General features: G+C 59.1%; 18 protein-coding genes, 1 tRNA gene and 1 pseudogene. 13 read left to right on the forward strand and 7 right to left on the reverse strand.

The genetic code is table 11. The features are described 5' to 3' along the window. Positions 1-143: 143 nt before the first annotated feature. The 4 genes from O3W47_RS17925 to O3W47_RS17940 all read left to right on the forward strand — a co-directional run bounded on the left by O3W47_RS17925 (position 144) and on the right by O3W47_RS17940 (position 3,684). On the forward strand, positions 144-842 hold the full coding sequence (locus O3W47_RS17925; RefSeq protein ID WP_003520012.1) for an orotate phosphoribosyltransferase: 699 nt from the start codon (positions 144-146) through the stop codon (positions 840-842). A gap of 100 nt (positions 843-942) precedes the next feature. Next, positions 943-1,869 carry a carbohydrate kinase family protein gene (locus O3W47_RS17930; protein WP_262534743.1) on the forward strand — a complete coding sequence of 309 codons (927 nt, stop codon included), beginning with the start codon at positions 943-945 and terminating at the stop codon, positions 1,867-1,869. A gap of 124 nt (positions 1,870-1,993) precedes the next feature. Continuing rightward, positions 1,994-2,959 (forward strand): acetylxylan esterase, encoded by a 966-nt coding sequence (locus O3W47_RS17935; RefSeq protein ID WP_269314289.1) that lies wholly within the window; start codon positions 1,994-1,996, stop codon positions 2,957-2,959. Beyond that, a complete protein-coding gene (locus O3W47_RS17940; RefSeq protein ID WP_127756797.1) occupies positions 2,956-3,684 on the forward strand; it encodes an esterase family protein in 729 nt (242 codons plus the stop codon). Before O3W47_RS17935 ends, O3W47_RS17940 begins: the two co-directional genes overlap by 4 nt. Before the next feature lie 61 nt (positions 3,685-3,745). Here O3W47_RS17940 and pgi read toward each other — a convergent pair whose 3' ends face one another. Together pgi and O3W47_RS17950 are read right to left on the reverse strand one after the other, a co-directional pair. Next, positions 3,746-5,371, reverse strand: coding sequence for a glucose-6-phosphate isomerase (gene pgi / locus O3W47_RS17945; protein WP_269314290.1), 1,626 nt, complete (start codon positions 5,369-5,371; stop codon positions 3,746-3,748). Between the two features lie 139 nt (positions 5,372-5,510). Next, positions 5,511-7,223, reverse strand: a complete 1,713-nt coding sequence (locus tag O3W47_RS17950; RefSeq protein WP_137452423.1) for a long-chain fatty acid--CoA ligase — start codon at positions 7,221-7,223, stop codon at positions 5,511-5,513. A 359-nt stretch (positions 7,224-7,582) separates the two neighbouring features. Between O3W47_RS17950 and O3W47_RS17955 the strand changes: the two genes are divergently transcribed. The 6 genes from O3W47_RS17955 to O3W47_RS17980 all read left to right on the forward strand — a co-directional run bounded on the left by O3W47_RS17955 (position 7,583) and on the right by O3W47_RS17980 (position 15,437). Beyond that, on the forward strand, positions 7,583-8,638 hold the full coding sequence (locus tag O3W47_RS17955; RefSeq protein WP_269314291.1) for an ABC transporter ATP-binding protein: 1,056 nt from the start codon (positions 7,583-7,585) through the stop codon (positions 8,636-8,638). A gap of 149 nt (positions 8,639-8,787) precedes the next feature. After that, positions 8,788-9,804, forward strand: a complete 1,017-nt coding sequence (locus O3W47_RS17960; protein ID WP_269314292.1) for an extracellular solute-binding protein — start codon at positions 8,788-8,790, stop codon at positions 9,802-9,804. Positions 9,805-9,877: 73 nt separating this feature from the next. Next, on the forward strand, positions 9,878-11,554 hold the full coding sequence (locus O3W47_RS17965; protein ID WP_269314293.1) for an ABC transporter permease: 1,677 nt from the start codon (positions 9,878-9,880) through the stop codon (positions 11,552-11,554). A 179-nt stretch (positions 11,555-11,733) separates the two neighbouring features. Continuing rightward, positions 11,734-13,923 carry a TonB-dependent siderophore receptor gene (locus tag O3W47_RS17970; RefSeq protein WP_269314294.1) on the forward strand — a complete coding sequence of 730 codons (2,190 nt, stop codon included), beginning with the start codon at positions 11,734-11,736 and terminating at the stop codon, positions 13,921-13,923. A 109-nt stretch (positions 13,924-14,032) separates the two neighbouring features. After that, positions 14,033-14,914, forward strand: coding sequence for a helix-turn-helix transcriptional regulator (locus O3W47_RS17975; protein WP_020810555.1), 882 nt, complete (start codon positions 14,033-14,035; stop codon positions 14,912-14,914). Positions 14,915-15,044: 130 nt separating this feature from the next. Next, on the forward strand, positions 15,045-15,437 hold the full coding sequence (locus tag O3W47_RS17980) for a PRC-barrel domain-containing protein (RefSeq protein WP_020810556.1): 393 nt from the start codon (positions 15,045-15,047) through the stop codon (positions 15,435-15,437). A 95-nt stretch (positions 15,438-15,532) separates the two neighbouring features. Here O3W47_RS17980 and O3W47_RS17985 read toward each other — a convergent pair whose 3' ends face one another. The 4 genes from O3W47_RS17985 to O3W47_RS18000 all read right to left on the reverse strand — a co-directional run bounded on the left by O3W47_RS17985 (position 15,533) and on the right by O3W47_RS18000 (position 18,233). Further along, positions 15,533-15,775: a DUF982 domain-containing protein gene (locus O3W47_RS17985; RefSeq protein WP_269314295.1), complete on the reverse strand. Its 243-nt coding sequence runs from the start codon at positions 15,773-15,775 to the stop codon at positions 15,533-15,535. A gap of 318 nt (positions 15,776-16,093) precedes the next feature. Beyond that, positions 16,094-16,252 carry a YqaE/Pmp3 family membrane protein gene (locus O3W47_RS17990; RefSeq protein WP_269314296.1) on the reverse strand — a complete coding sequence of 53 codons (159 nt, stop codon included), beginning with the start codon at positions 16,250-16,252 and terminating at the stop codon, positions 16,094-16,096. A gap of 806 nt (positions 16,253-17,058) precedes the next feature. Next, a tRNA-Thr gene (locus O3W47_RS17995) sits at positions 17,059-17,134 on the reverse strand. Positions 17,135-17,270: 136 nt separating this feature from the next. After that, entirely contained in the window at positions 17,271-18,233 is a 963-nt protein-coding gene (locus O3W47_RS18000) for an NAD(P)H-dependent flavin oxidoreductase (RefSeq protein WP_269314297.1), read from the reverse strand. A 255-nt stretch (positions 18,234-18,488) separates the two neighbouring features. Here O3W47_RS18000 and O3W47_RS18005 point away from each other — a divergent pair, with 255 nt between their 5' ends. Beyond that, positions 18,489-19,634: a hypothetical protein gene (locus O3W47_RS18005; RefSeq protein ID WP_080817996.1), complete on the forward strand. Its 1,146-nt coding sequence runs from the start codon at positions 18,489-18,491 to the stop codon at positions 19,632-19,634. 49 nt (positions 19,635-19,683) lie between these two features. Here O3W47_RS18005 and ppk2 read toward each other — a convergent pair whose 3' ends face one another. Next, positions 19,684-20,565 (reverse strand): polyphosphate kinase 2, encoded by an 882-nt coding sequence (gene ppk2, locus O3W47_RS18010; protein ID WP_080817993.1) that lies wholly within the window; start codon positions 20,563-20,565, stop codon positions 19,684-19,686. Positions 20,566-20,798: 233 nt separating this feature from the next. Here ppk2 and phoR point away from each other — a divergent pair. Next, positions 20,799-22,072: pseudogene (gene phoR / locus O3W47_RS18015) on the forward strand (phosphate regulon sensor histidine kinase PhoR). Positions 22,073-22,267: 195 nt separating this feature from the next. Beyond that, complete coding sequence (locus tag O3W47_RS18020; RefSeq protein WP_080817989.1) at positions 22,268-23,302, forward strand: substrate-binding domain-containing protein; 1,035 nt, start codon at positions 22,268-22,270, stop codon at positions 23,300-23,302. Positions 23,303-23,332 lie beyond the last annotated feature (30 nt).

Below are 23,332 nucleotides of genomic sequence, written 5' to 3' on the forward strand. Positions count from 1 at the left end.
CGGCGGTTTTGTTATGGTCCCCAGGCATTCGCCCTTCGGCGCCGCCTGCGGATGCCTGCAATGCTGAACCGAGACATTGTGCTTTCCGAAAACCGATCCGGGTTTTCGGAGCGATAAACCAAGGCCGAAAAAGGAGAACGCCTATGAACCATTTCACATTCACTGACCGCGCCGTCGTTGCGGAACTGGTTGCGAAGATGTTGTGGGAAATCAAGGCGGTCCATTTTAATTCGGAAAGCCCCTACACCTTCGCTTCGGGCATGAAGAGCCCGGTTTACATCGACATGCGCAAGCTCATCTCCTTCCCGCGCATCCGCTCGGCGGCGATGGATTTTGCGGCGGCGGCGGTGATGCGCGAGGCCGGTTTCGAGAAGTTTGACTGTGTGGCAGGTGGTGAAACGGCGGGCATTCCCTTTGCCGCTTTCCTTGCCGAGCGCCTCGGCCTGCCGATGATCTATTGCCGCAAGAAGCCGAAAGGCCATGGCCGCAACGCTCAGATCGAAGGCCATATGCCGGAGGGAGCCCGCGTTCTTGTCATCGAGGATCTGACGACGGCCGGCGGCTCGATGTTCACCTTCATCGACGCCATCCGAGCGGCGGGCGGCATTGTCGATCACGGCATCGCGCTGTTCTATTACGGCATCTTCGAAGAGGCCGAAGCGCGCTTCGCCAATGGCAATGTCAAGCTGCATTACCTGACCACCTGGCGCGATGTTCTGGCCGTTGCCCGGGCTGAAAAACTGTTCGACGAGAAGACCCTGTCGGAGGTCGAAGCCTTCCTCGATAACCCGCTGCCATGGTCGGCAAAACGCGGCGGTGTCAGCGAATTGCCGCAATCTTAATTTCGGATGCGGCCAGCCCGGTTTTGCGGCTGGCCTTCCGATCGATCTTCGTCTAAATCGATTTAAGTCCATTTGATTTGCTGTTTTGAGGAGGACCGTAATGATCCTGTGTTGTGGTGAAGCCCTGATCGACATGCTGCCCCGGCAGACGACGCTGGGTGAGGCGGGTTTTGCCCCCTATGCAGGCGGAGCGGTCTTCAACACGGCGATTGCGCTGGGGCGTCTTGGCGTTCCATCCGCCTTCTTCACCGGTCTTTCCGATGACATGATGGGCGATATCCTGCGGGAAACCCTGCGCGCCAGCAATGTCGACTTCAGCTATTGCGCCACCCTTTCGCGCCCGACCACCATCGCCTTCGTGAAGCTGGTGGATGGCCATGCGACCTATGCCTTCTACGACGAAAACACCGCCGGCCGCATGATTACCGAGGCGGAGCTTCCGGCACTGGGCGCGGATTGCGAGGCGCTGCATTTCGGTGCGATCAGCCTCATCCCGGAGCCCTGCGGCAGCACCTATGAGGCGTTGATGACGCGCGAGCACAAAAGCCGCGTCATCTCGCTCGATCCGAATATCCGCCCCGGCTTCATCAAGGACAAGCAGTCCCATATGGCCCGCATTCGCCGCATGGCGGCCATGTCGGATATCGTGAAATTCTCGGATGAAGACCTTGCCTGGTTCGGTCTGGAAGGCGATGAGGACACGCTTGCCCGCCACTGGCTGCATCATGGTGCGAAACTCGTCGTCGTCACCCGTGGCGCCAAGGGCGCGGTGGGGTATAGCGCCAATCTCAAGGTTGAAGTGCCTTCTGAGCGGGTGGAAGTGGTCGACACTGTCGGCGCGGGTGATACCTTCGATGCCGGCATTCTTGCTTCGCTGAAAATGCAGGGCCTTCTGACCAAGGCGCAGGTTGCCTCGCTGACGGAAGACCAGATCAGGAAGGCTTTGGCGCTGGGTGCGAAAGCGGCCGCTGTCACCGTTTCGCGGGCTGGCGCGAATCCGCCCTTTGCGCATGAAATCGGTTTGTGATGAGCGCGGTTGAACCATTTTGAAAAGGTGGTTCAACACTCTTCCCGGTGCTAAAGCCGTAAAAAACCGTTATTTCGATATTATGAAGCTTGTATCCGCTGTTTTTTCACGAAACAAGCATCGCATGAGCGTTCCCAAGTCCCATCCTTTCGATTTCGACCCGACCTATGGCATGCAGCGCGAGCAGCTGCTGGCCATCACCCCGCCCGAAGCGCCGCCGGGCTTCGATGATTTCTGGAAAAAGCGCTATCGCCGCGCGCTCGCCACGGATCCCCGACCGGTGCTGCGCAAGAGCAGGCTCAGCGACCCCCGCTGGCATGTCCTCGATATGACCTACACCTCCACCGGCGGTTTTCGCATCGGCGGGTGGCTGCTTTTGCCGCGCGAAGGGCAGGTGCGCCGTGGCCTCGTTGTCGGCCATGGTTATGGTGGTCGAGGGGAGCCCGATTTCGACGTGCCGGTGGAAGAAACGGCCGTGCTGTTTCCCTGTTTTCGCGGGCTTTCGCTGAGCGCCTGTCCGCCGATCTCATCCGACCCCGCCCTTCATGTTCTCTATAATATCGACAGGAAAGACGATTACATCATCGGCGGCTGCGTCGACGATCTGTGGGTTGCCGTTTCCACGCTCATCAGCCTTTATCCCTGGCTGGAAGGGCAGGTGGGTTATAGCGGCATCAGTTTCGGCGGCGGCATCGGTGCACTGGCCATCCCTTTCGACGAGCGCATAGACCGTGGTCATCTTGTCGTGCCTACATTCGGACACCGGCCGTTCTGGCTGACGCTGCCGACCGTCGGCAGCGCGGATGCGGTTCAGACCTATCAGAAAACCCATGCCAACCTGCTTGAGACGCTGCGCCTGTTCGATGCCGCCTGTGCCGCCACCCGCATAAAAGTGCCGATGCTGGTCGCGCCCGCACTTTTCGACCCTGCGGTCGCGCCGCCCTGCCAGTTCGCGGTGGCCAATGCGCTGCCACAATCAAAATTTAATGAAATATTCATCCTCGACGCCGGGCATTTCGATTACCCTGACAGCGCATCGCAAGATGCGGTCCATAAGGACAAGGTCAGACGGTTTTTCAAGGTGCCATGAAACGCGAATATCTCCGCTGGTATAGTCAAAGACTCCATCGCGACATGGAGTTGTTAATATTCGGACATTCCGGCGCCAAGGTGCTGATGTTTCCCACCCGCGACGGGCGTTTCTTCGAATATGAGGAACTTGGTCTGGTCGGCAGTCTGGCCGACAAGCTGGAGGCGGGCCACCTTCAGCTCTATTGTATAGAGGGGCTGGCCAGAGAGACCTTCTATGCGGCCGGGCATCATCCCGCCGATCGTATTCGCCGCCATGCAGCCTTCGAAGAGTATATTCTGAACGAAGTGCTGCCGCTAATGGCCGAGAAAAATCCGAATAGTGATACGATCGTGCAGGGCTGCAGCCTGGGTGCGTTTCAGGCCGCCAGCCTCGTTTTTCGCCACCCGCATCTTTTTCGCAAGCTCGTCGCCTTTTCCGGCCGTTATGACCTGACGATGAAGGTGGAATCCTTCGGCGACCTGTTCGATGGCTATTACGACGACGATGTCTATTTCCACATGCCGAGCCATTTCCTGCCGGGCCTTGCCTGCCCATGGCGGCTCGATAGCCTGCGGCGTATCGACATGGTCTTCACCATCGGCGATGCCGATCCGTTTCTGGACAACAACCATCACCTCAGCCGGGTTCTGTCGGAGAAGCAGGTGGGGCATCGGATGCATGTCTGGGATGGCCGCGCCCACCGGGCGGGCGCGTGGCGCAAGATGGCGGCGCTTTATATTTGAGCGGCCACATTAAAAAAGCCGGAGGCGTCTCCGGCTTTTTAGATCGAGGGCGTAACGACCCTCAGCCCGCCAGTCCCGCCAGCGCTTTCACCAGCCCCTGGGTCGAGCTGTCATGGCCGGCCGCACTTTCCTTGCCTTCAACCACGGGAAGCAGCCCGGTCGCCAGTTCCTTGCCAAGCTCCACGCCCCACTGGTCGAAGGAGTTGATGCGGAACAACACGCCTTCGACGAAAACGCGGTGCTCGTAGAGCGCGATCAGGCGGCCAAGCGCAAAGGGTGTCAGCTTGTCGTAGACGAAGGTGATGGAGGGGCGGTTGCCGGTGAAGACGCGATGCGGCGCGATGAAATCGGCTTGGCTGTCTTCCATGCCCTTGGAGGTGAGCTGTGCTTTCGCTTCGGCGAGCGTGCGGCCCTTCATCAGCGCTTCCGATTGCGCCAGGCAATTGGCGATGAGAAGCTGGTGCTGGTGGCGCAGTTCGGGCTCGAAACCGTTGGCGGCGATCATGAATTCCGCCGGAATGACGCTCGTGCCCTGGTGGATCAGCTGGTAGAAGGCGTGCTGGCCATTGGTGCCGGGCTCGCCCCAGACGACCGGGCCGGACTGGCCTTCGACGGGCGTGCCGTCGATGGTCACACCCTTGCCGTTCGATTCCATGTCGAGCTGCTGCAGATAGGCGGGGAAACGCGAGAGCCGCTGGTCATAGGGCAGGATTGCACGGGTCGGATAATTCAGCACGTTGCGGTTATAAAAACCGATGAGGCCGAGCAGCATCGGCAGGTTTTCACGGATCGGCGCCTCGCGGAAGTGCCTGTCCATGGCATGTGCGCCATCCAGGAACTTGCCGAAATTATCCGGCCCGATGGCGATCATCAGCGGCAGGCCGATGGCCGACCAGATCGAATAACGTCCGCCCACCCAGTCCCAGAAACCGAAGATGCGGTCGCTTTCGATACCGAAGGCAGCCACCTTTTCCAGTGCGGTCGAAACGGCGGCGAAGTGATGCTTGACGGCAGCCTCACCCAGCTTCTCGGCGATGAAACGGCGCGCGGTCGCGGCGTTCGTCATCGTCTCGATGGTGGTGAAAGTCTTGGAGGCGACGATGAAAAGCGAGGTCTCGGGGTCAACCAGCTTCAGCGTATCGGCAATATGCGCGCCATCGATGTTGGAAACGAAATGCGCGCGCGGGCCGTCATGGAAAGGCGCGAGCGCCAGCGTCGCCATGACCGGGCCGAGATCGGAACCGCCGATGCCGATATTGATGACATCGGTGATCTTCTTGCCAGTCGCGCCCTTCAGCGAGCCGGAACGGATCGCATCGGCGAACTTGCCCATGGCCGCCAGAACGGCGTTCACATCGGGCATCACGTCCTTGCCGTCAACCAGAACCGGCGTGCTGGAGCGATTGCGCAGCGCGGTATGCAGCACGGCGCGGTCTTCGGTGAAGTTGATCGCCTTGCCGGAGAACATCTCCTCGCGCTTGGCCTCGACGCCGCCTTCGCGTGCGAGCTGTTCGAGAAGCGTGACGATCTCTTCGTTCACGGCGCATTTGGAATAGTCCATCAGCAGGTCATCGAATTTGGCGCTGAAACGGCTGAATCTCTTGTCGTCTGCCGCAAAGGCGGCGCGAAGATCGGTTGCGGCTGTGCTGCTCGCCGTTGCTTTCAGTTTTTCGATGGTGGCCTGCATCTTGTGCTCCTCGGCTTCCGTGGAAGGATGAGGAAACTATTCTTTTTCAGGCGGCCAAATCAAGGCGACTTTGATAAAAGAAAAGGGCCGGGATGAAAGAAAGAGCCGGTCGCCCGGCTCTCCCCATTGCGCGAGACAATCAGTTCAGATTGCGCAATTCGCGCCGCAAGATTTTGCCGACATTCGATTTCGGCAACTCGGTGCGGAACTCGATGATTTTCGGCCTTTTGTAGTTCGTCAGGTTCTTGGCGCAGAAGGCCTTGAGCTCCGCTTCCGTGAGCGATTGGTCTTTCTTGACGACGAAAAGTTTGACGGTTTCGCCGGAATGTTCATCCGGAACACCGATGGCGGCGCATTCCAGCACGCCCGGATGGCTGGCGGCCACTTCTTCCACCTCGTTCGGATAGACGTTGAAACCGGAAACGAGGATCATGTCCTTCTTGCGGTCGACGATCTTGGTGTAACCGCGTTCGTCCATGAAACCCATGTCGCCGGAACGGAAGAAGCCGTCGGCGGTCATGGCTTTTGCGGTTTCATCCGGCCGCTGCCAATAGCCGGCCATGACCTGCGGCCCGCGAATGCATATCTCGCCGACTTCGCCTGTCGGCAGGCTATTGCCGTCCTCGTCGCGAATATCGATTTCCGTCGAGGAGATGGGCAGGCCGATGGTGCCGCTGAATTCCGTGGAATCGAGGCGGTTGACGGTGGCGACCGGGGATGTCTCGGAGAGACCGTAGCCTTCGGCAATCGGGCAACCGACGATGGAAAGCCAGCGCTCCGCAACGGGCCTTTGCACCGCCATGCCGCCGCCGAGAACCAGAATGAGCGACGACAGATCGAGCTTGCGGAAATCCTCGTTGTTCATCATCGCGTTGAACAGCGTGTTGATACCGGGGAAGACATGCGGCTGATAATGCGCCAGCTCCTTCACGAAGCCGGGAATGTCGCGCGGATTGGCAATCAGCAGATTATGACCGCCGAGCGCAATGCCCATCAGCGAATTCACCGTCAAGGCGAAGATGTGGCAAAGCGGCAGCGCGCAGATGAAGTTGAGAACCTCCGGGCGGTCTTTTTTGCCATTGAAGGCCGCGTCCAGCCACAGGCTGATCTGAAGCTTGTTGGCCAGAAGATTGGCGTGGGTGAGAACCGCACCCTTGGATACGCCCGTCGTGCCGCCGGTATATTGCAGGAAGGCGATGTCCTGCGCCGTGAGGCTGACCGGCTTCAGCGAAAATCCCTGACCTTCCTTCAGCATCGCCTTGAAGCTGATGGAGCCGGGGATGGTGTAGGCGGGCACCAGTTTCTTGACCTTGCGAACCACCAGATTGACTATATGTCCCTTCAGGCCGAGGAGATCGCCCATCGCCGCGACGACCACATGCCGCACCGCGGTTTTCGGCACCGCCTGCTGGGCCACATGAGCGAAGTTTTCCAGAACGAAGATCGCCTTTGCGCCGGAATCCTTGAGCTGATGTTCCAGTTCGCGCGGGGTATAGAGCGGATTGACGTTGACCACGATCATGCCTGCCCGCAGGATCCCGTATACGGCGACGGGATTTTGCAGGATATTCGGCATCATCACGGCAACCCGGTCGCCTTTTTCCAGCCCTCTGGATTGCAGCCAGGCAGCGACTGCGCGGGTTTCAGCGTCCAGTTCCCGATAGGTCAGGGACTTTCCCATGCTGGAAAAGGCCTTGCGGTCGGCAAATTGCGCACAGCTCTTTTCGAGAAGTTCGACAAGGGAGGCATGGGCGGATGCGGGGATTTCGGAAGGTACGCCCGGCGGATAGGATGCCAGCCAGCGCTTCTCTGCGCTGACGTTTTCCGGGTGTCCCAGGGACAGTTCACTCATGCTTCTCCTCCCAGAGTCTTTGTCGCGCCGCGCATTTTTTGAAACGCGTGAAGGGCGCTTTCGGCTGCCTGATGTTCACGAAGCTCCCGCATTCAGCCGGCCCAATCGGCCGGTTTGAGGGAACCCCATGTGGCGTCACCGGATCGACCGCTCCTCTCGCTCCCCGGTGACGAATGATAGACGCGTAATCCCTTGACGTCCATCTCGTCGGCGAAACCTATTTAACTCTAACGTAAACGTCAATATTGCTGCCGCACATCTCGCCAACTCGTGAAGGCAAAAGCATTTTTCCCGGCTTTTTTGACTTTAATCCTGATTTGAGCGATCAACATAATTCGCAAAGCAGGGCAGGATTGGAAATGGCAGGCAGGGCAGCGCTTGAACTGAAATCGGTCGGGAAGAGATTCGGCGATACGGAAGTGCTGTCCGATATCGATCTTTCCGTCGAACGCGGCGAAATCATTTGTCTGGTGGGACGCTCCGGCTGTGGAAAATCGACCTTGCTGCGCATCGTGGCGGGCGTGGAGACACCGGACCATGGCAGCGTTTCCCTGAACGGCGCTGTCGTTGCCGGTCCCGCTGTTTTCGTCGAGCCGGAAAAGCGCAATATCGGTTTTGTCTTTCAGGATTATGCACTGTTTCCGCATCTGACCGTCGAGCAGAATGTCATGTTCGGTCTTCGGTCTTTGCCGAAGGTGGAAGCCCGCCGCCGCGCCGCCGAGATGATCGAACATGTTCACCTGCAGGAACTGGCGAAACGTTATCCGCATACGCTTTCGGGCGGCGAGCAGCAGCGTGTGGCGCTTGCCCGCGCGCTTGCCCCGCAGCCCGGCCTGCTCCTGATGGACGAACCCTTTTCCAATCTGGACAGGGGATTGCGCGACAGCGTGCGTGAGGAAACGCTCGGGCTGTTGCGGCAACTGGGCACGACGGCGATCATGGTCACCCATGATCCGGAAGAGGCGCTTTCGGCAGGCGACCGTGTGGTTCTGATGCAGCGCGGGCGCATCGTGCAGAGCGGCACGGGTTACGAAATCCACGATCATCCCAAAACCCGTTATGCCGCCGATTTTTTCTGCGCCTTCAACAAGATCGAAGGCCGGGTGAGACAGGGCCGCGTCGAAACGCCGCTCGGGCTTCTGGGCGATGCGTCCGATCTGCCTGACGGCCTCGCCGCCGTTGCCTATGTTCGCCCAAATGCGATTTCGATCATCGAGGACGGCGCCGCGAAAGAAGGAATTGCCGGCGAAATATCGAGCCGTGTCTTCCTCGGGGAGATCGAGCAGCTGGGCATAGCCGTGCCCGGATTGTCGGCCGATCTGCGTGTCAGGACTATGCAGCGCACACCTGCCCTGACGACGGCGGTGCGCTTCGGTATCGATCCCAAGGGAGTGCTGATATTTACTGCAAGTTGAGTGAGCGGATTTGCATGTTTATTTCCGCTCCATTTTCAACTCTTGGTGATCGAATCCGCCTGAAAAACAGAGAAATAAAACTTGATTTGGGTCATCATGTATGATGTCTGCTCCCTCTATATTGCCGCTATCGGAGAGGGAGACAAAACATGACGAAATTTACCAGATTTGCCCTGCTTGCCAGCACGGTTGCCTTTGCGGCCGGAACGGCCGGCGCCGCGGAGCTCAACATCTACACCACCCGCGAACCGGGCCTGATCCAGCCGCTGCTGGACTCCTTCACCGCCTCGAGCGGCGTCAAGGTCAATACCGTGTTCCTGAAGGACGGTCTTGCCGAGCGCGTTCTGAGCGAGGGCGCAAGCTCGCCTGCCGACGTTCTGATGACGGTGGATGCCGGCAACCTCGTCGATCTCGCTGAAAAGGGCGTCACCCAGGCGGTCGAATCCGAGACTCTCACGAAGGCTATCCCGGCTGAACTTCGCGACGCCAAGGGCCATTGGTTCGCGCTCTCCATGCGCGCCCGCGTTCTTTATGTGGCGAAGGATGTCGATCTCGCCTCCTTCAACTATGAAGATCTGGCGGATGCGAAGTGGAAGGGCAAGGTCTGCATCCGTGCCGGCCAGCACCCCTATAACACGGCGCTTTTTGCCGACTACATCGCCCATTACGGCGCTGCGGACACCGAAAAGTGGCTTGCCGGCGTCAAGGAAAACCTGGCCCGCAAGGCAGGCGGCGGCGACCGTGACGTTGCCAAGGATATCCTCGGCGGCATTTGCGATATCGGCATTGCCAACTCCTATTATGTCGGCCTGATGCGCTCGGGCAAGGGCGGCGAGGAGCAGGTAAAGTGGGGCGACGCCATCAAGGTGGTTCTGCCGACCTTCAAGAATGGCGGCACGCAGGTCAATATCAGCGGCGCAGCCGTGGCCAAGAACGCACCCAACAAGGCGGAAGCCGTCAAGCTGCTGGAATATCTCGTCTCCGACGAAGCCCAGAAAATCTACGCTGAAGCCAACTACGAATATCCGGTCAAGCAGGGTGCGGCTCTCAACGAGATCATCGCTTCCTTCGGCACGCTGAAGATCGATAACAAGCCGCTGACGGAAATCGTCTCGCACCGCAAACAGGCGAGCGAGCTGGTCGACAAGGTCGGTTTCGACAAGTAAGGGCCAATCAGCGATAACATGGTGGAAGGCGTTCGCATTCGCGGGCGCCTTTCCGCGTATTTTCTAAAAGCACATGAATCCAGACGCCATCCAGCCATTGACACCTCGTGCCCGAGGCAGGTTTTCATCCTCCTTCTGGTGGCTGTGCCTTTCCGTGCTGGCGGTCTGCGGCGCCATGGTGCCGGTTCTGGCGCTTGTATCGCAGGCGTTGCAGGGTTCTGAAGGCCTGTGGGCGCATCTCGGCTCGACCGTGCTCTGGACGGCGCTTCCGGACACGGCGATCCTTCTCGCCGGGGTCGGGCTGCTGGCCGGCGTCGTCGGAACCTATGCCGCCTGGCTGGTCACTGCCTATGATTTTCCCGGCCGCAAAATATTGGAATGGGCGCTGCTGCTGCCGCTGGCCATGCCCACCTATATCGTGGCTTACGCCTATCTGGATATTCTGCATCCCATCGGACCGGTGCAGGGCGCGATCCGCTGGCTGCTCGGTTATTCCAGCCCGCGCGAATTTCGCCTGCCGGACATAAGGTCCATGATGGGCTGCATCGTCCTTCTCGGCTTCGTGCTGTTTCCTTATGTCTATATTCCCGTGCGCGCCATGTTCCTGACGCAGGCGGGCAACCTGCTGGAAGCGGCACGAACGCTCGGCGTTTCCAGACGCGCAGCTTTCTTCAAGGTGGCAGTGCCGCTGGCGCGCCCGGCGATTGCGGTCGGCATCAGTCTTGCCCTGATGGAAGCGCTGAACGATATAGGCGCATCGGAATTCCTCGGCGTCCGCACGCTCACCGTTTCCGTCTACACCACCTGGGTCACGAAATCCGACCTGCCGGGTGCGGCGCAGATCGCGCTCTCCATGCTGTTCATCGTTGTCGCCCTCGTGGCGCTCGAGCGCTGGGCGCGGCGCAAGCAACGTTATGCGGTTTCGGCACAGAAAAGCAGGGAACTGGAGCCGCTGCGGCTCAACGGCCTGAAGGGCTGGGCCGCTTTCGTACTCGGCGGCCTGCCGGTCCTGATCGGCTTTGTGGCGCCGGCCAGCTATCTCGTCATCGAGGCATGGAAACGGTTCCGTTTCAGCGGCCTCTCCGCCCGCTTTGCCGATGAGGCTCTGAACACCATCGTCTTTGCCGGCCTGGCGACGGTTATCACCCTTATCCTCGGTCTTGCGGTTGCTTACGCCATGCGCCTTGCACCGGGGCGTCTCTCGCTCTGGTCCTACCGGCTTTCGACGGTTGGATATGCGGCCCCCGGCACGGTCATCGCCATCGGCGTGCTGATCGCGCTTGGCGGCTTCGACCGGTTTGTCGACCAGACCATGCGTGACTGGTTCGGCATCTCTACCGGCCTCATCTTCATCGGCAGCGGTGCCGCGCTGATCTACGCCTATTCGGCGCGTTTCCTCACCATTGCGGCGGGCGGTGTGGATGCCGGCCTCAGCCGCATACCGCAATCCTTCGATCACGCCTCGCGAACGCTCGGGCGATCCGCGACGCAGACATTCCGCCAGATTCATCTGCCGCTATCCAAGGCGTCGCTCGCGGCAGCGGCGCTGCTGATCTTTGTCGATTGCGTCAAGGAGCTTCCCGCCACGCTTCTGTTGAGGCCGCTGAATTTCGAAACCTTCGCTACCCATCTTTATGGCGAAGCGGCGCGCGGCACCTATGAGGAGGCGGCAATCGCAGCGCTGGCAATCGTCGTTATCGGCATGCTTCCGGTCATGCAGCTTGCAAGGATCGGCCGGCGCAAGGGCTGATATCGGAGTCCTGTCCCATAAATGACGGGCGCAAAACTGTACGAGAGGCCAATAAGCTTCAAATCCGCCCCGAAAACGACAAGCATCCTGCCTTAATCCTGATGTAAATACTCAGCTTAATTGAGGTGCCGCGGCCTGTCGGATTTGGACATCGGCCGCGATCTGTTTCGGGGCATATCTTGAAAAATTTGCATGGGATGTTTTTGAGCCGTCTGGCTTTGGGCACGGCCGCCGCTGTTTTGCTGGCGCCAGCGATGGGCCACGCGCAGGACACGACCGTTCTGCAGCAGATTACCGTCGAAGGGCAGGGCGCGGAAAACGCAACGGGTCCGGTCCGGGGTTATGTCGCGAAGAAAAGCGCGACGGGTTCGAAAACCGAGACGGAAACGAAGGATATTCCGCAATCCGTGTCGGTCGTCGGCCGCCAGGAAATGGATGACCGCGGCGCGGTGACGAAAATCGACGAGGTACTGCGTTACACCCCCGGTGTGACGGCAGAGCCCTTCGGCACGGACCCGGATACGGACTGGATTTATATTCGCGGTTTTCAGGCCACCCAGACCGGCGTGTTTCTGGATGGTCTGAACCTGTTCAGTTACGGTTTCGGCGGTTTCCAGATGGATGCCGACGGTCTGGAGCGCGTGGAAATTCTGAAAGGTCCGGCCTCGGTGCTTTATGGCGGCGCCAATCCCGGCGGTATCGTGCAGATGGTCCGCAAGCGCACGCAGGATGAGCCGGTGCGCGAAACGGAAATCGGCATCAATAATTTCGGCAATGCCTTCTTCGGCTTCGATCTCGGCGACAAGGTCGATGGTGAGGGCGTATGGAAATATCGCGTCACCGGCAAGGTCTCCGGCGGCGACAATTACACCGATTATTCCGAGGATTTGCGCGGCTTCATCATGCCGCAGATCACCTTCGAGCCGGACGCGCAGACAAGCGCCACGCTCTACGGCTATTTCTCGGCGCTCGATCAGGTTCATATCGGCAACGGCTTCCTGCCCTATGTCGGCACGGTGGTCGACGCGCCCTTCGGCAAGCTTGACCGCAAGGCCTTTTATGGCGAGCCGGATATCGACAATGGCCGCGTCTACCAGTCCATGGTGGGTTACGAGGTCAGTCATGAATTCGACAATGGCTGGAAGATTAGCCAGAACGCCCGTTATGGTCACCTCTACAAGCACGAGACCGGACCCTATGCCGGCGGTTGGGCCAATACCGATGCAAACGGCCAGCCGATCCTCGATGCCACCACCAACGACTATATGCTGACCCGCTTCGGTTACGATGGCGTGTCGAAAGTCGACAGTTTCGGCGTCGATAACCGGGTTGAAGGCCAGTTCGATACAGGCGCGGTCAATCATTCGCTGCTCTTCGGTCTCGACTATAAATATTACCGGCTGGACCAGGTGCAGGCCTGCTGCGGATCGAATGCAATCGGTGCGCTCAACCCGGTCTATGGCTCGACGCAGGGAACGAATTTCGTTTATGCCGACAATATCGTGACCCAGCAGCAGATCGGCATCTACGCGCAGGACCAGCTGCGTTTCGGCGATGGCTGGCTGGTCACGCTGAATGGCCGTTACGACTATGTGGATACGGAACTGAACAATAGGCTCCCTGCCGGCCTCTCCCGCCGCTCGAATGACGATGCGCTGAGCGGCCGCGCCGGTCTCGCTTATGAATTCGACAATGGCCTGACACCCTATGTCTCGGCCGCCACTTTCTTCAATCCGCTCATCGATACGCTTGCGGATGGCACTCCCGCTTCGCCGGAAGAGGGACACCAGTTCGAGGCCGGCATCAAATATGAGCCGACCTTCTTCGACGGCAGCATCACGGCCTCCGTCTTCAAGCTGGTCAAGGACAATGCCGTTGTTTCCTATACGGCCGGTGGTGTGACCACGAGCGGTCAGTTCGGGCAGGTGGAATCCACCGGCTTCGAGCTGGAGGCCAAGGCCAATCTCAGCGAGAACTGGAAGGCGCTCGCCTCCTATTCCTATACGGATCTGGAGATTACCCGCGATGCCAATCCTAACCTTATCGGCAAATCGCCATGGATCGTGCCCGCCCACACCGCCTCGCTGTGGCTGGACTATGCCTTCACCACAGACGCGCTGGAAGGCCTCAGCCTCGGCGGCGGCGTGCGGTATCAGGGCAAGTCCTGGGCGGATGAGGCAAATACGTTGCGCGTTCCGGATGCCGCCGTCTTCGACGCCGCAATCCGCTATGAGAAGAACGACTGGACCGCATCGATCAACGTCGCCAATGTCTTCGACAAGGAATATGTGAAGAGCTGCGCCGGCGTCTCCGTGTGCGGCTGGGGCGATAGCCGCACGATCACCTTCAAGCTTTCCAAGAAGTGGTAAGGCTTGGCTGAAGGCCGGCAGTTGCGGGGAAAGCAGTTTGCCACTATAAACATGAATAGATTTATCATGTTTATAGTGGCGCCATGGCGCCCTGCGGGATCGAGAGGCCATGGCTTTCCGCGTGCGGATGGAAAATGAGATCGAGGGTTTTGCCGTCATTGGCGGCCCACGCTCGCGGGTCTGGAACGGCATCGTCGCCGATCTCTGGGATGTGCGTTGCGCCCCGAAGGCCGGCGGCCGTTATGTCGGCAAGGATCCGCGTTTCGTTTTCCTGCTGGATATGGACGGGACGGATGACGGCCGGTTCATGATGAACCGCTGCCGTCGCGACAATTACGGGTCGTCCAAGGCGAACCGTATTTCCTTCGTGCCCGCCGATCTGGACGTGCATGCCGAACTGAGCAACGTCTCCTTCGTGCGCCACCTCGATCTGCATTTCGATGCGGGATTGCTGGGTGCTCGACTGGTACAGGGCTTCGACCCGCACAGCCTGCTCGATCCGCATCTGATGTTCGAGGATGAGCGCCTGCTGGCGCTGGCGCGACTGATTGCCGCCGAATGCGATAACCCCGATCCGCTGCATGACCTTTATGGCGAAAGCCTCGTGCTGGCGCTATTGACGGATTTCCTGAAAGTGAAACGGGAGCCGGTCAAAAAACGCAGCAAGCTCGCCGCCTGGCAGTTGAGGGCGGCCACGGATTACATTCGCGAACATTGCCTGCGATCGATCCGGCTGGAGGAACTGGCGGAACTCACCAACCTGTCGCAATCGCATTTCAGCCACGCCTTCAAGGCCTCCACCGGCGTGCCGCCACACCAATGGCAGATGCAGGCGCGCATCGATCGCGTCAAGGAACTGATGATGCGGACCGACATGGCGCTGACCGACATCGCCATTGCCGCCGGTTTTTCGGATCAGGCGCATTTCTCCCGCGTCTTTCGCAAGATGGTCGGTGTTTCTCCCTCTGTCTGGCAGAAAATCCGCCAATAAAGGCGCCTTTTCGTTCCATTCTCCTTCAAAAAAATTCCCGCCGCGGCGCCTGAAACGCCGCGGAACGAATTGTCCGTCGAGGGGTTTACCAGACGTGACACAAACGAGGAAAATCAAGGAGGAAAGGCACATGATGCATCAGGAACCCCGCGCCGGACAGGACCCCTATGTCAAGGATACGCCGAGCCTGATCGCCAGCGACAAGGTGGAAGGCACCCGTGTTTACGGTGCCGACAGCAAGCATATCGGCTCGATCCAGCGCATCATTCTGGAAAAGCGCGGCGGGCGCGTGGCCTATGCGGTGTTGAGCTTTGGCGGCTTCCTCGGCATCGGTGACGACTATTATCCGCTGCCTTGGGAAAAGCTGCATTACGACGAAGAACTCGACGGCTACCGCATTGATCTCACCAAGGAAGAGATCGAAAACGCGCCGCACTTCGCCAATCTGGATGATAACGACCTGCTGAACGCCAAGGACCGCAAGGTCTATGATTATTACGGCGTCGCACCCTATTGGATGTAAGGCCCAGGGAAAAAGCGCTTCCGGCTGTTTGATCACCGAAAGCGTGGCAAATAAAAGAACGGCTCCTTTTCAGGAGCCGTTTTCTTTTGGGGGCGTCAATGCGGGTTTTTCTGCATCTCGGAAACCGCGTCTGTGAAGCACTTTCGTGCTTCCTCGGGCGATTTACGTCCGTCAAGGGCGGCGCGGCAGGCGCTTCTCGCTCTCACGAAGCTCAATCCGCCAATTTGGGGCCAGCCTTCGGTCAATAATGTCAAGGCTTCGAAGGGGCCGGCGATGACACTCTTGCCATTCGCCTCGAGATTGACCTCGACAGGTTCTGTCCATCTCTCGTTCTTCATCGTGCACCTCCCAGAGCAACGCGATCCCGAAATACACCCGACAGCGAAGCAACCCATGAACGCAGTCGTGTGTCACTGCTGCTTAGGATATGCGCAAGCGATCGAATTGACAACGGGGATCAGCGGAAGCCGAAAAACGACAGGATCGCCAGAACGATGACGACGAGGCCGACGATGTAGATGATCTGATTCATGATTTTCTCCTTGGCTGATGTCATCACCATAACGTGAGGGAGAAGATGAGGTTCCAGCAGCCCATGAGAATTTAATCACGTACTAAAATGTTGCGGACGTTTCATCGTCGATAAAAGGCGAATGTCACCTGCGCAGGATCACCCAGATGGCGTGGACGATGCCGGGAACATAACCGCACAGCGTCAGGAGAATATTCAGCCAGAAATGCAGGCCGAGCCCGACCTGAAGAAACACACCGACGGGCGGAAGGATGATGGCGATCAGGATACGAATGACGTCCACGATGACAGGCTTTCCAGTTGTTTATGACCTGCCGGAGAACGTGTGGTGGACGGTTTGGTTTCAAGTGACCGCCTTTTACGGCGATTAACAGGCGTCGGGTTTAATTTTCGGAAGCCACAAAAGCCTGGGCGGTGAGTTTGCCATAGCCGCAAAAACACCGCCGCCTTGATAATACAAGGGAAGACACAGACTATTGAAATCTGTGATAGGGCTGAGAAAGCTGATCGCTTTGGTCAGTCCGGATAAATTGCCCGACCATTCGGCAATATGACCGGCGCGTTGCGTACATCGCGGCGACCTCCGCTGCTAGGCTCCGTCCGGGGCTGTGGCCGATTGCGCCATTCGCTTGCGCTCCGGTCCTGACCCCGGTCCCTGTCGCGGCGATCCCGCCACTCTCTTCGTTCTCCCCAGTAACGGCGGTCGTAGTCCCGGTAGTAGCGGTCGCGATCATAGGATCGATAGTACACACCGGTCGTATAGTAGCCCCCGCTGCGATAACCGGGATCATCGACGCATCCGGTCAGAACGCCCAGCGATACCAGACAAATTGCTGCGCTCAATATTTTCATGATTTCTGCTCCCAATAACGGATTCAAACGCGTGATGAAGTCCGCGGTTCCATTGGCGAATACCCTGAGGCAAGCGCTCTTAACCGGACCTGAACAGGCAACCGGCGGTTCAATTCAGCGGCAAGATAGAGATGTCATATCGAGGGCCATCACGTTGCGACGGCGCTCCATGCAGCGCAGAGCAAGGCCGCCCAAGGCAATGATTGGCAATTTTGAAGTTGATTGGGATTTGGAAAATGGTGCCGCTTACGTGACTCGAACACGTGACCCCGTCATTACGAATGACGTGCTCTACCAACTGAGCTAAAGCGGCCCGATTATGACCCGTTTGTTGCGGATCAGCTTCATGGCGGGCTGATACAGGCAATGCTGACGGATTTCAAGCCTTGAATGTGCTGGTTTTGAAATTTCCGTAAAAAGCTTTGCCTGTCCATTGTTTGCCGCAGACTTCAGCCTTTCCCGCAGATGCGCTTTTTGGCCGTTTCATATTCATTTGTCAGACGATCGACGAGCGCTGCCACCGGTTCCACCGACTTGACGGCGCCGATGCCTTGCCCCGCGCCCCATATGTCTTTCCAGGCCTTGGCGCCGCCGGAGACCGTTTCGAAGTCCATTTTCGAAGGATCGGCTTCGGGCAGATTGTCGGGGTCCATGCCGGAGGCGACGATCGAGCTTTTCAGGTAGTTTCCGTGTACGCCCGTGAAATAGTTCGAATAGACGATGTCCTTGGCCTGCGCCTCGACAATAGCCTGCTTGTAGCCTTCGGAAGCGCGCGCTTCCTCGGTGGCGATGAAAGGGGAGCCGATATAGGCCATATCCGCGCCCATGGCCTGCGCCGCGAGAATGGAGCCGCCATTGGCGATGGCGCCGGCCAGCAGCAGCGGGCCGTCGAACCATTCGCGGATTTCCTGAACGAGGGCGAAGGGCGAAAGCGTGCCCGCATGTCCGCCGGCACCCGTCGCCACCGCGATGAGCCCATCCGCGCCCTTGCGGATGGCGGAGCGGGCATGGCGGTCGTTGATGACGTCATGCAGCACGATGCCGCCATAGGAATGCACGGCCGCATTGACCTCCGGCACCGCGCCAAGCGAGGAGATCACCACCGGCACCTTGTATTTCACGCAAAGGCCGAGATCGTGCTCCAGCCGCCGGTTGGACATGTGCACGATCTGGTTGACTGCGAAGGGCGCCGCCGGGCGCTCGGGATTGGCCCGGTTGTGAGCGTCAAGCTCCTCGGTGATCATTGCCAGCCACTCGTCGAGCTGGCTTTCGGGCCGCGCATTGAGTGCCGGGAAAGCGCCGATGATGCCGGCCTTGCATTGCGCCAGCGTCAGCTGCGGATGTGAAATGATGAATAGCGGTGATGCTATGACCGGAAGACGCAGATTGTCTTTCAGCACGGACGGTAGCATGTCTCCTCCCACGAATTACGTTTACGCGCACGTAAGTTAATATCGCGTTCAGCAGCAGATTGAAAGCGAAAACAGCGTGGCATTCGCCTCTCGAATCTGCGTTCGTAGTGCCACAATGAATTGATTTTCCCCAAGGCAATCCGGTCTTTATCGTAAACGATGCTTGCGGAGGGGCGGTATAGCCGTTACCGAATCGTGAACCCATGGCGCAGCGCCGCATATTTTTTGCAAAGCGCAATAGAACAAGGATCGGTCGTGAGCGGACTGGAAACGGCAATCAGAAATGCTCTGGAAAAATCGGACAGATCGAACGCCGAAGTTCGTGCACGGATTTATCAATCCTCCCGTCAGGCACTGGAAGCGGGCCTGCGCAAGCAGGGCATAGACGATCCGCAGGTTGTCTCCCAGCAGCGCCAGCGGCTTGAAGGCCTGATCCACCAGATCGAGAATGAGGAGCGCAACAGTCTTCTGGACAGGGTGGAGCAGCAATTGCGCCCAGTAGCGCCGGAAAGTCCGACGCAGGATGATCACTCGGTCGATCCCGTTTCACAGACGCCCCACCGCGGTGATATGGGTGTTGAGCCGGAGCTGCGTGGTGAAACGCGCGATGTGCGGCCGGGGGCCGCCGCTGCTCCGGAGCCGCTGAGTGCGGGGCAGCGCAATGGCAAGCCGCCGAAGAGAAGCTCCCGCGCGGGCGACTCCTCGCTTGCCTTCCGTCCGGAGGGCGCGGTTGGCCGCCGCAAGCGCCGGGGTCTTTTCGCCCGGCTTTTCATCTACGTGACGCTTCTGGCCTTTATCGGTTTCGGCGCCTGGTGGGTCTATTCCTCAGGTCTCCTGCTCTCGCCGGAGCAGCGCGATACCAGCGTGCCCAATCCGCCGGCGCAGGTGCAGGCGGAGGATTTCAACGGGACGGAGCCCGCGCCGAGCCTTTCCGCCGGCCGTGGTTTTTCCGATGACTGGGTGGAAGTCTTCAATGCGGAGCGTGGCAGTTCCGGTGTTTCGGCCGGCCCGCGCGCCAGTGTCGAAAACATCGCCACACCCGCTGGCAAGGCTATAAAGGTGACCTCGAGAAGTGTCTCGCAGGATGGCGCGGTCAGCGTCGAGGTTCCGGTGGAGGTGATGCGGGATATGGCGGGCAAGTCCTCGACCATTTCCATCACGCTGCAATCCTCCAGCGACCGGCAGACCCAGGTGTCCGTCGCCTGCGATTTCGCGACGTTGGGCGATTGCTCCCGCCACCGCTTCACCGCCACGGCCGAGCGCGCGGACATGCTGCTGAACACGACATTCGAACGATCTCTCGCCCCCAATGCGCCGGGCAGGATCTTCATCAACAGCGATATCGATGGCAGCGGCCGCCCGGTCAATCTTTATTCCGTGCGCATTCTGCCGGGCCAGTAAGGGAAAGACAGGCGTCTCGAATGGAGGCGCCTGTCAGCATCTTACGGTCCTATTTGAGAAAATCCGGCCCCGATCCCAAAATCTTGTCGTCGATCTCGCCGATTGCCTTTTTGTCCTTGCCCTCATAGTCGAGCGCAAGAAGAATGTGGCGGATGAGATTTACCCGCGCGCGGCGCTTGTCGTTGGCGCGAACCACCGTCCAGGGGGCGGCATCGGTGTGGGTCTTTTCCAGCATTTCGTCGCGCTTTTGCGTGTAGTCGTCCCATTTCGTCAGCGCGGCTATGTCCATATCCGAAAGCTTCCAGCATTTCAGCGGGCTGTGGCGGCGGTCGTGAAAGCGCCCGATCTGCGTTTCGCGGCCGATGTCGAGCCAGAATTTGAAAAGATGGATGTCTTCATGGGCAAGCATCTTTTCCAGACGCGGCGTCTCCTTAAGGAAGAGCTTGTGTTCTTCCGGCGTGCAGAAACCCATGACCGGCTCGACCCCGGCGCGGTTATACCACGAGCGGTCGAAGAGAACGAATTCGCCGGCGGTCGGAAAATGCGAGATGTAGCGCTGGAAATACCATTGGCCACGCTCGGTTTCCGTCGGTTTGGTCAGCGCCACCACGCGGGCATAACGGGGGTTGAGATAGGCCCGGGCCGCGAAGATTGCGCCGCCCTTGCCCGCCGCATCGCGGCCCTCGAAAACCGCCATGACCCTTTTGCCGGTGGCCTGCAGCCAGAACTGCACCTTGACCAGTTCCACCTGAAGCGCCTCGAGAGTGGCGTCATAATCCTCCCGCTTCATCTTCTTGTCGTAGGGAAAATTGCCGGCGGAAAGTTCCTTTTCCTCGACCCAGTCAGGAAGAACCGGATCGTCGATGTCGAAGCTGCGCAGCTTGCCGCCAATGGTGATATCGACCGTCCGCTTCTTCGTTTCTTCGTCCATGTTTTCCTCCGGCTGTTGTTGTGTAAAGGCAACTCGCCGCCAATGAGTTCACATCCATTGCCAGATTTCAAGTGAAACAGGACCGGTTGACCGGGGTGCGGCGGCGGGAGCGATTGCGGCGTCGATTTTGCGCATATACGTTGTGGAAAATGCGCGATGATGAATCTCTGTCATGAAGCTGGCCTATGAGATTTCGATGCGCTGTAAGATGAGAATGGAAAGAGCAGGCTGAAATGGCAGTCAAGGAAGGCGATGGTGGATTAAGACGTTTGGGAAGGAAGCTCGGCCGGAACTGGTTGCCCATTCTCATCGTCAGCATGCTCGCCATCGTGGCCGTTGTCGAACTCAACACGCCCTACATGCCCGTCGCCCTGTGGCTTTGCGCCGTCATTGCCATTCTTGCCGTTCGGGATGGGCCGGCGGTGGCTTCGGCAAAAGATGGGGGAACCCTGCTCCGGAAACGGAAGAGCCGGAAGTGCCCGGTGAAAACGTCATTTCAGGCGTAAGGGCGGGACTCGCGGTTCTGGATACCCCCGTTTTCATTCTGGACAGGAACGCCAGCGTGCTGTTTCAGAACGGCGCAGCCGAGCGCGCCTTCGGCCAGTTGCCCGCCGGAGCGCATATATCCGCCCGGCTGCGCTCTCCCGGCCTCCTGGACGTCATTCGCGAAACAATCACCACCGGCCAGCCCAACCAGGTCGAACATTCGGAGCGCTTCCCTTCCGAACGGGTCTTCATCGTCCGCATCGCCCGTGCGGATGTGGGAGAGGGGGCAGGTCCCCCATTCTACATCCTGTCGTTCCGCGACGTTTCGGAGCTTCGCCGCATCGACCGCATGCGCAGCGACTTCGTCGCCAATGCCAGCCACGAATTGCGCACGCCGCTCGCCTCGCTGCGCGGTTTCATCGAAACCATGCAGGGGCCGGCACGCAACGACCCGAAGGCGCAGGAACGGTTCCTTGCCATCATGCTGGATCAGGCAACCCGCATGAGCAGGCTGGTGGACGATCTCATGTCCCTTTCGCGGCTGGAATTGCGCGCAAACATTGCACCCGACCAGAAGGTCGATCTCGTTCCCGTCATCGGCCACGTGCGCGATACCCTGCTGCCGCTTGCCGATGAGCTGGATGTGACCATCACGCTGCACCTGCCCGACCGGCCGGCAGAGGTGCAGGGAGACCGCGACGAACTGGTGCAGGTATTTCAGAACCTCGTTGAAAATGCTTGCAAATACGGCCAGGAAGGCAAGGTCGTGGATGTCTGGCTGCGGGCCGAACCCGGCAAGCCGGTGGAGGTGAGCGTCATCGACAAGGGGCCGGGCATTCCCGCCGAACACGTGCCGCGTCTGACGGAGCGTTTTTATCGTGTCAGCGTCGCCGACAGCCGCTCGAAAAAGGGCACGGGTCTCGGGCTTGCCATCGTCAAGCACATCCTCACCCGCCACCGCGCCCGCCTCATCATTAAATCGGAATTGGGCAGCGGCACGGACTTCACCGTGAGATTCTGACATAAAATATGCATCTGCTTTTAATGTCGTGGATATTTATAAAGAAAATCAATAATTTAGAGTGTCACAAATCTTTCGTCAAAGTGACATAAAAGGATGGGGCTACGGTGGTTAAGAAAAGGTCGCCGAGCGCAAGCTAAGAGCGAGTGTCGCTATCGGCTGCGTCCACAACAAAGCCCACGACGGGAGAGACAAATGAACATCGTTAAATTTTCCGCAGCAGCTCTGGTGGCTTCTGTCGCCTTCGCTGGCGCCGCCGCTGCTCGCGACCAGATCCAGGTTGCCGGTTCCTCCACGGTTCTGCCCTACGCCAAGATCGTTGCCGAGACCTTTGCCGAAACCTTCCCGAACTTCAAGGCTCCGGTTGTTGAGTCCGGCGGCACGGGCGGCGGTCTGAAGGCGTTCTGCTCGGGCGTTGGCGAAGGCACCATCGACATTGCCAACGCTTCGCGCAAGATCAAGAGCGACGAACTGGCCGCCTGTAAGGCTGCTGGCGTTGCCGACGTTCAGGAAGTGAAGATCGGTTACGACGGTATCGTCTTCGCGATGGACTCGTCCAACAAGGACATCAAGCTCGAGCCGAAGGACCTTTACCTCGCTCTCGCCGCTGAAATCGTCAAGGACGGCAAGCTCGTTGCCAACCCCTACAAGAAGTGGTCGGAAATCAACAAGGAACTGCCGGACGTCGCTATCGCCGCTTACATCCCGGGCTCCAAGCACGGCACGCGTGAAGTCTTCGAAGAGAAGATCATGGCTGACGGCTGCAAGGAAGCTAAGGCGACCGATGCCATCAAGACGCTCATCACCGACGCCAAGCAGGCTGCTGCCAAGTGCGTTGCAGTCCGTAAGGACGGCGCTGCAGTCGACATCGACGGCGACTACACCGAAACGCTTGCTCGCATCGACGCCAACAAGACCGGCCTCGGCGTTTTCGGCCTTGCTTTCTATGAAAACAACGCTGACCGTCTGAAGGTCGCCACCGTTTCGGGCGTCGTTCCGTCCACCGAAACCGTTGCCAGCGGCAAGTACCCGGTTTCCCGCCCGCTTTTCTTCTACGTGAAGAAGGCTCACCTGGGCGTTATCCCGGGCCTTAAGGAATATGTCGAGTTCTTCGTTTCCGACGAGATGATCGGCCCGGATTCCCCGCTCGCCAACTACGGCCTGGTTGCCGCTCCGGACGCAGAGCGCGAAGAGATCCGCTCGAAGTTCTCGGCCGGCTCCACGATGTAATGAAGAAGGAGGGGTGCGGCTTTGCCGTAC

This window comes from Agrobacterium sp. LMR679 (assembly GCF_027157905.1).
GTDB classification, from domain to species: Bacteria; Pseudomonadota; Alphaproteobacteria; order Rhizobiales; family Rhizobiaceae; genus Agrobacterium; species Agrobacterium leguminum.

What these genes read in the sequence shown, in the direction of transcription:
- O3W47_RS17965 (WP_269314293.1), top strand. Translation starts at nt 9,878, where the DNA reads ATGAATCCAGACGCCATCCAGCCATTGACACCTCGTGCCCGAGGCAGG.
- O3W47_RS17980 (WP_020810556.1), top strand. Translation starts at nt 15,045, where the DNA reads ATGATGCATCAGGAACCCCGCGCCGGACAGGACCCCTATGTCAAGGAT.
- O3W47_RS17935 (WP_269314289.1), top strand. Translation starts at nt 1,994, where the DNA reads ATGAGCGTTCCCAAGTCCCATCCTTTCGATTTCGACCCGACCTATGGC.
- O3W47_RS17955 (WP_269314291.1), top strand. Translation starts at nt 7,583, where the DNA reads ATGGCAGGCAGGGCAGCGCTTGAACTGAAATCGGTCGGGAAGAGATTC.
- O3W47_RS17960 (WP_269314292.1), top strand. Translation starts at nt 8,788, where the DNA reads ATGACGAAATTTACCAGATTTGCCCTGCTTGCCAGCACGGTTGCCTTT.
- pgi (WP_269314290.1), bottom strand. Translation starts at nt 5,371, where the DNA reads ATGCAGGCCACCATCGAAAAACTGAAAGCAACGGCGAGCAGCACAGCC.
- O3W47_RS17950 (WP_137452423.1), bottom strand. Translation starts at nt 7,223, where the DNA reads ATGAGTGAACTGTCCCTGGGACACCCGGAAAACGTCAGCGCAGAGAAG.
- O3W47_RS17930 (WP_262534743.1), top strand. Translation starts at nt 943, where the DNA reads ATGATCCTGTGTTGTGGTGAAGCCCTGATCGACATGCTGCCCCGGCAG.
- O3W47_RS17925 (WP_003520012.1), top strand. Translation starts at nt 144, where the DNA reads ATGAACCATTTCACATTCACTGACCGCGCCGTCGTTGCGGAACTGGTT.
- O3W47_RS18000 (WP_269314297.1), bottom strand. Translation starts at nt 18,233, where the DNA reads ATGCTACCGTCCGTGCTGAAAGACAATCTGCGTCTTCCGGTCATAGCA.
- O3W47_RS17940 (WP_127756797.1), top strand. Translation starts at nt 2,956, where the DNA reads ATGAAACGCGAATATCTCCGCTGGTATAGTCAAAGACTCCATCGCGAC.
- ppk2 (WP_080817993.1), bottom strand. Translation starts at nt 20,565, where the DNA reads ATGGACGAAGAAACGAAGAAGCGGACGGTCGATATCACCATTGGCGGC.
- O3W47_RS17985 (WP_269314295.1), bottom strand. Translation starts at nt 15,775, where the DNA reads ATGAAGAACGAGAGATGGACAGAACCTGTCGAGGTCAATCTCGAGGCG.
- O3W47_RS17975 (WP_020810555.1), top strand. Translation starts at nt 14,033, where the DNA reads ATGGCTTTCCGCGTGCGGATGGAAAATGAGATCGAGGGTTTTGCCGTC.
- O3W47_RS18020 (WP_080817989.1), top strand. Translation starts at nt 22,268, where the DNA reads ATGAACATCGTTAAATTTTCCGCAGCAGCTCTGGTGGCTTCTGTCGCC.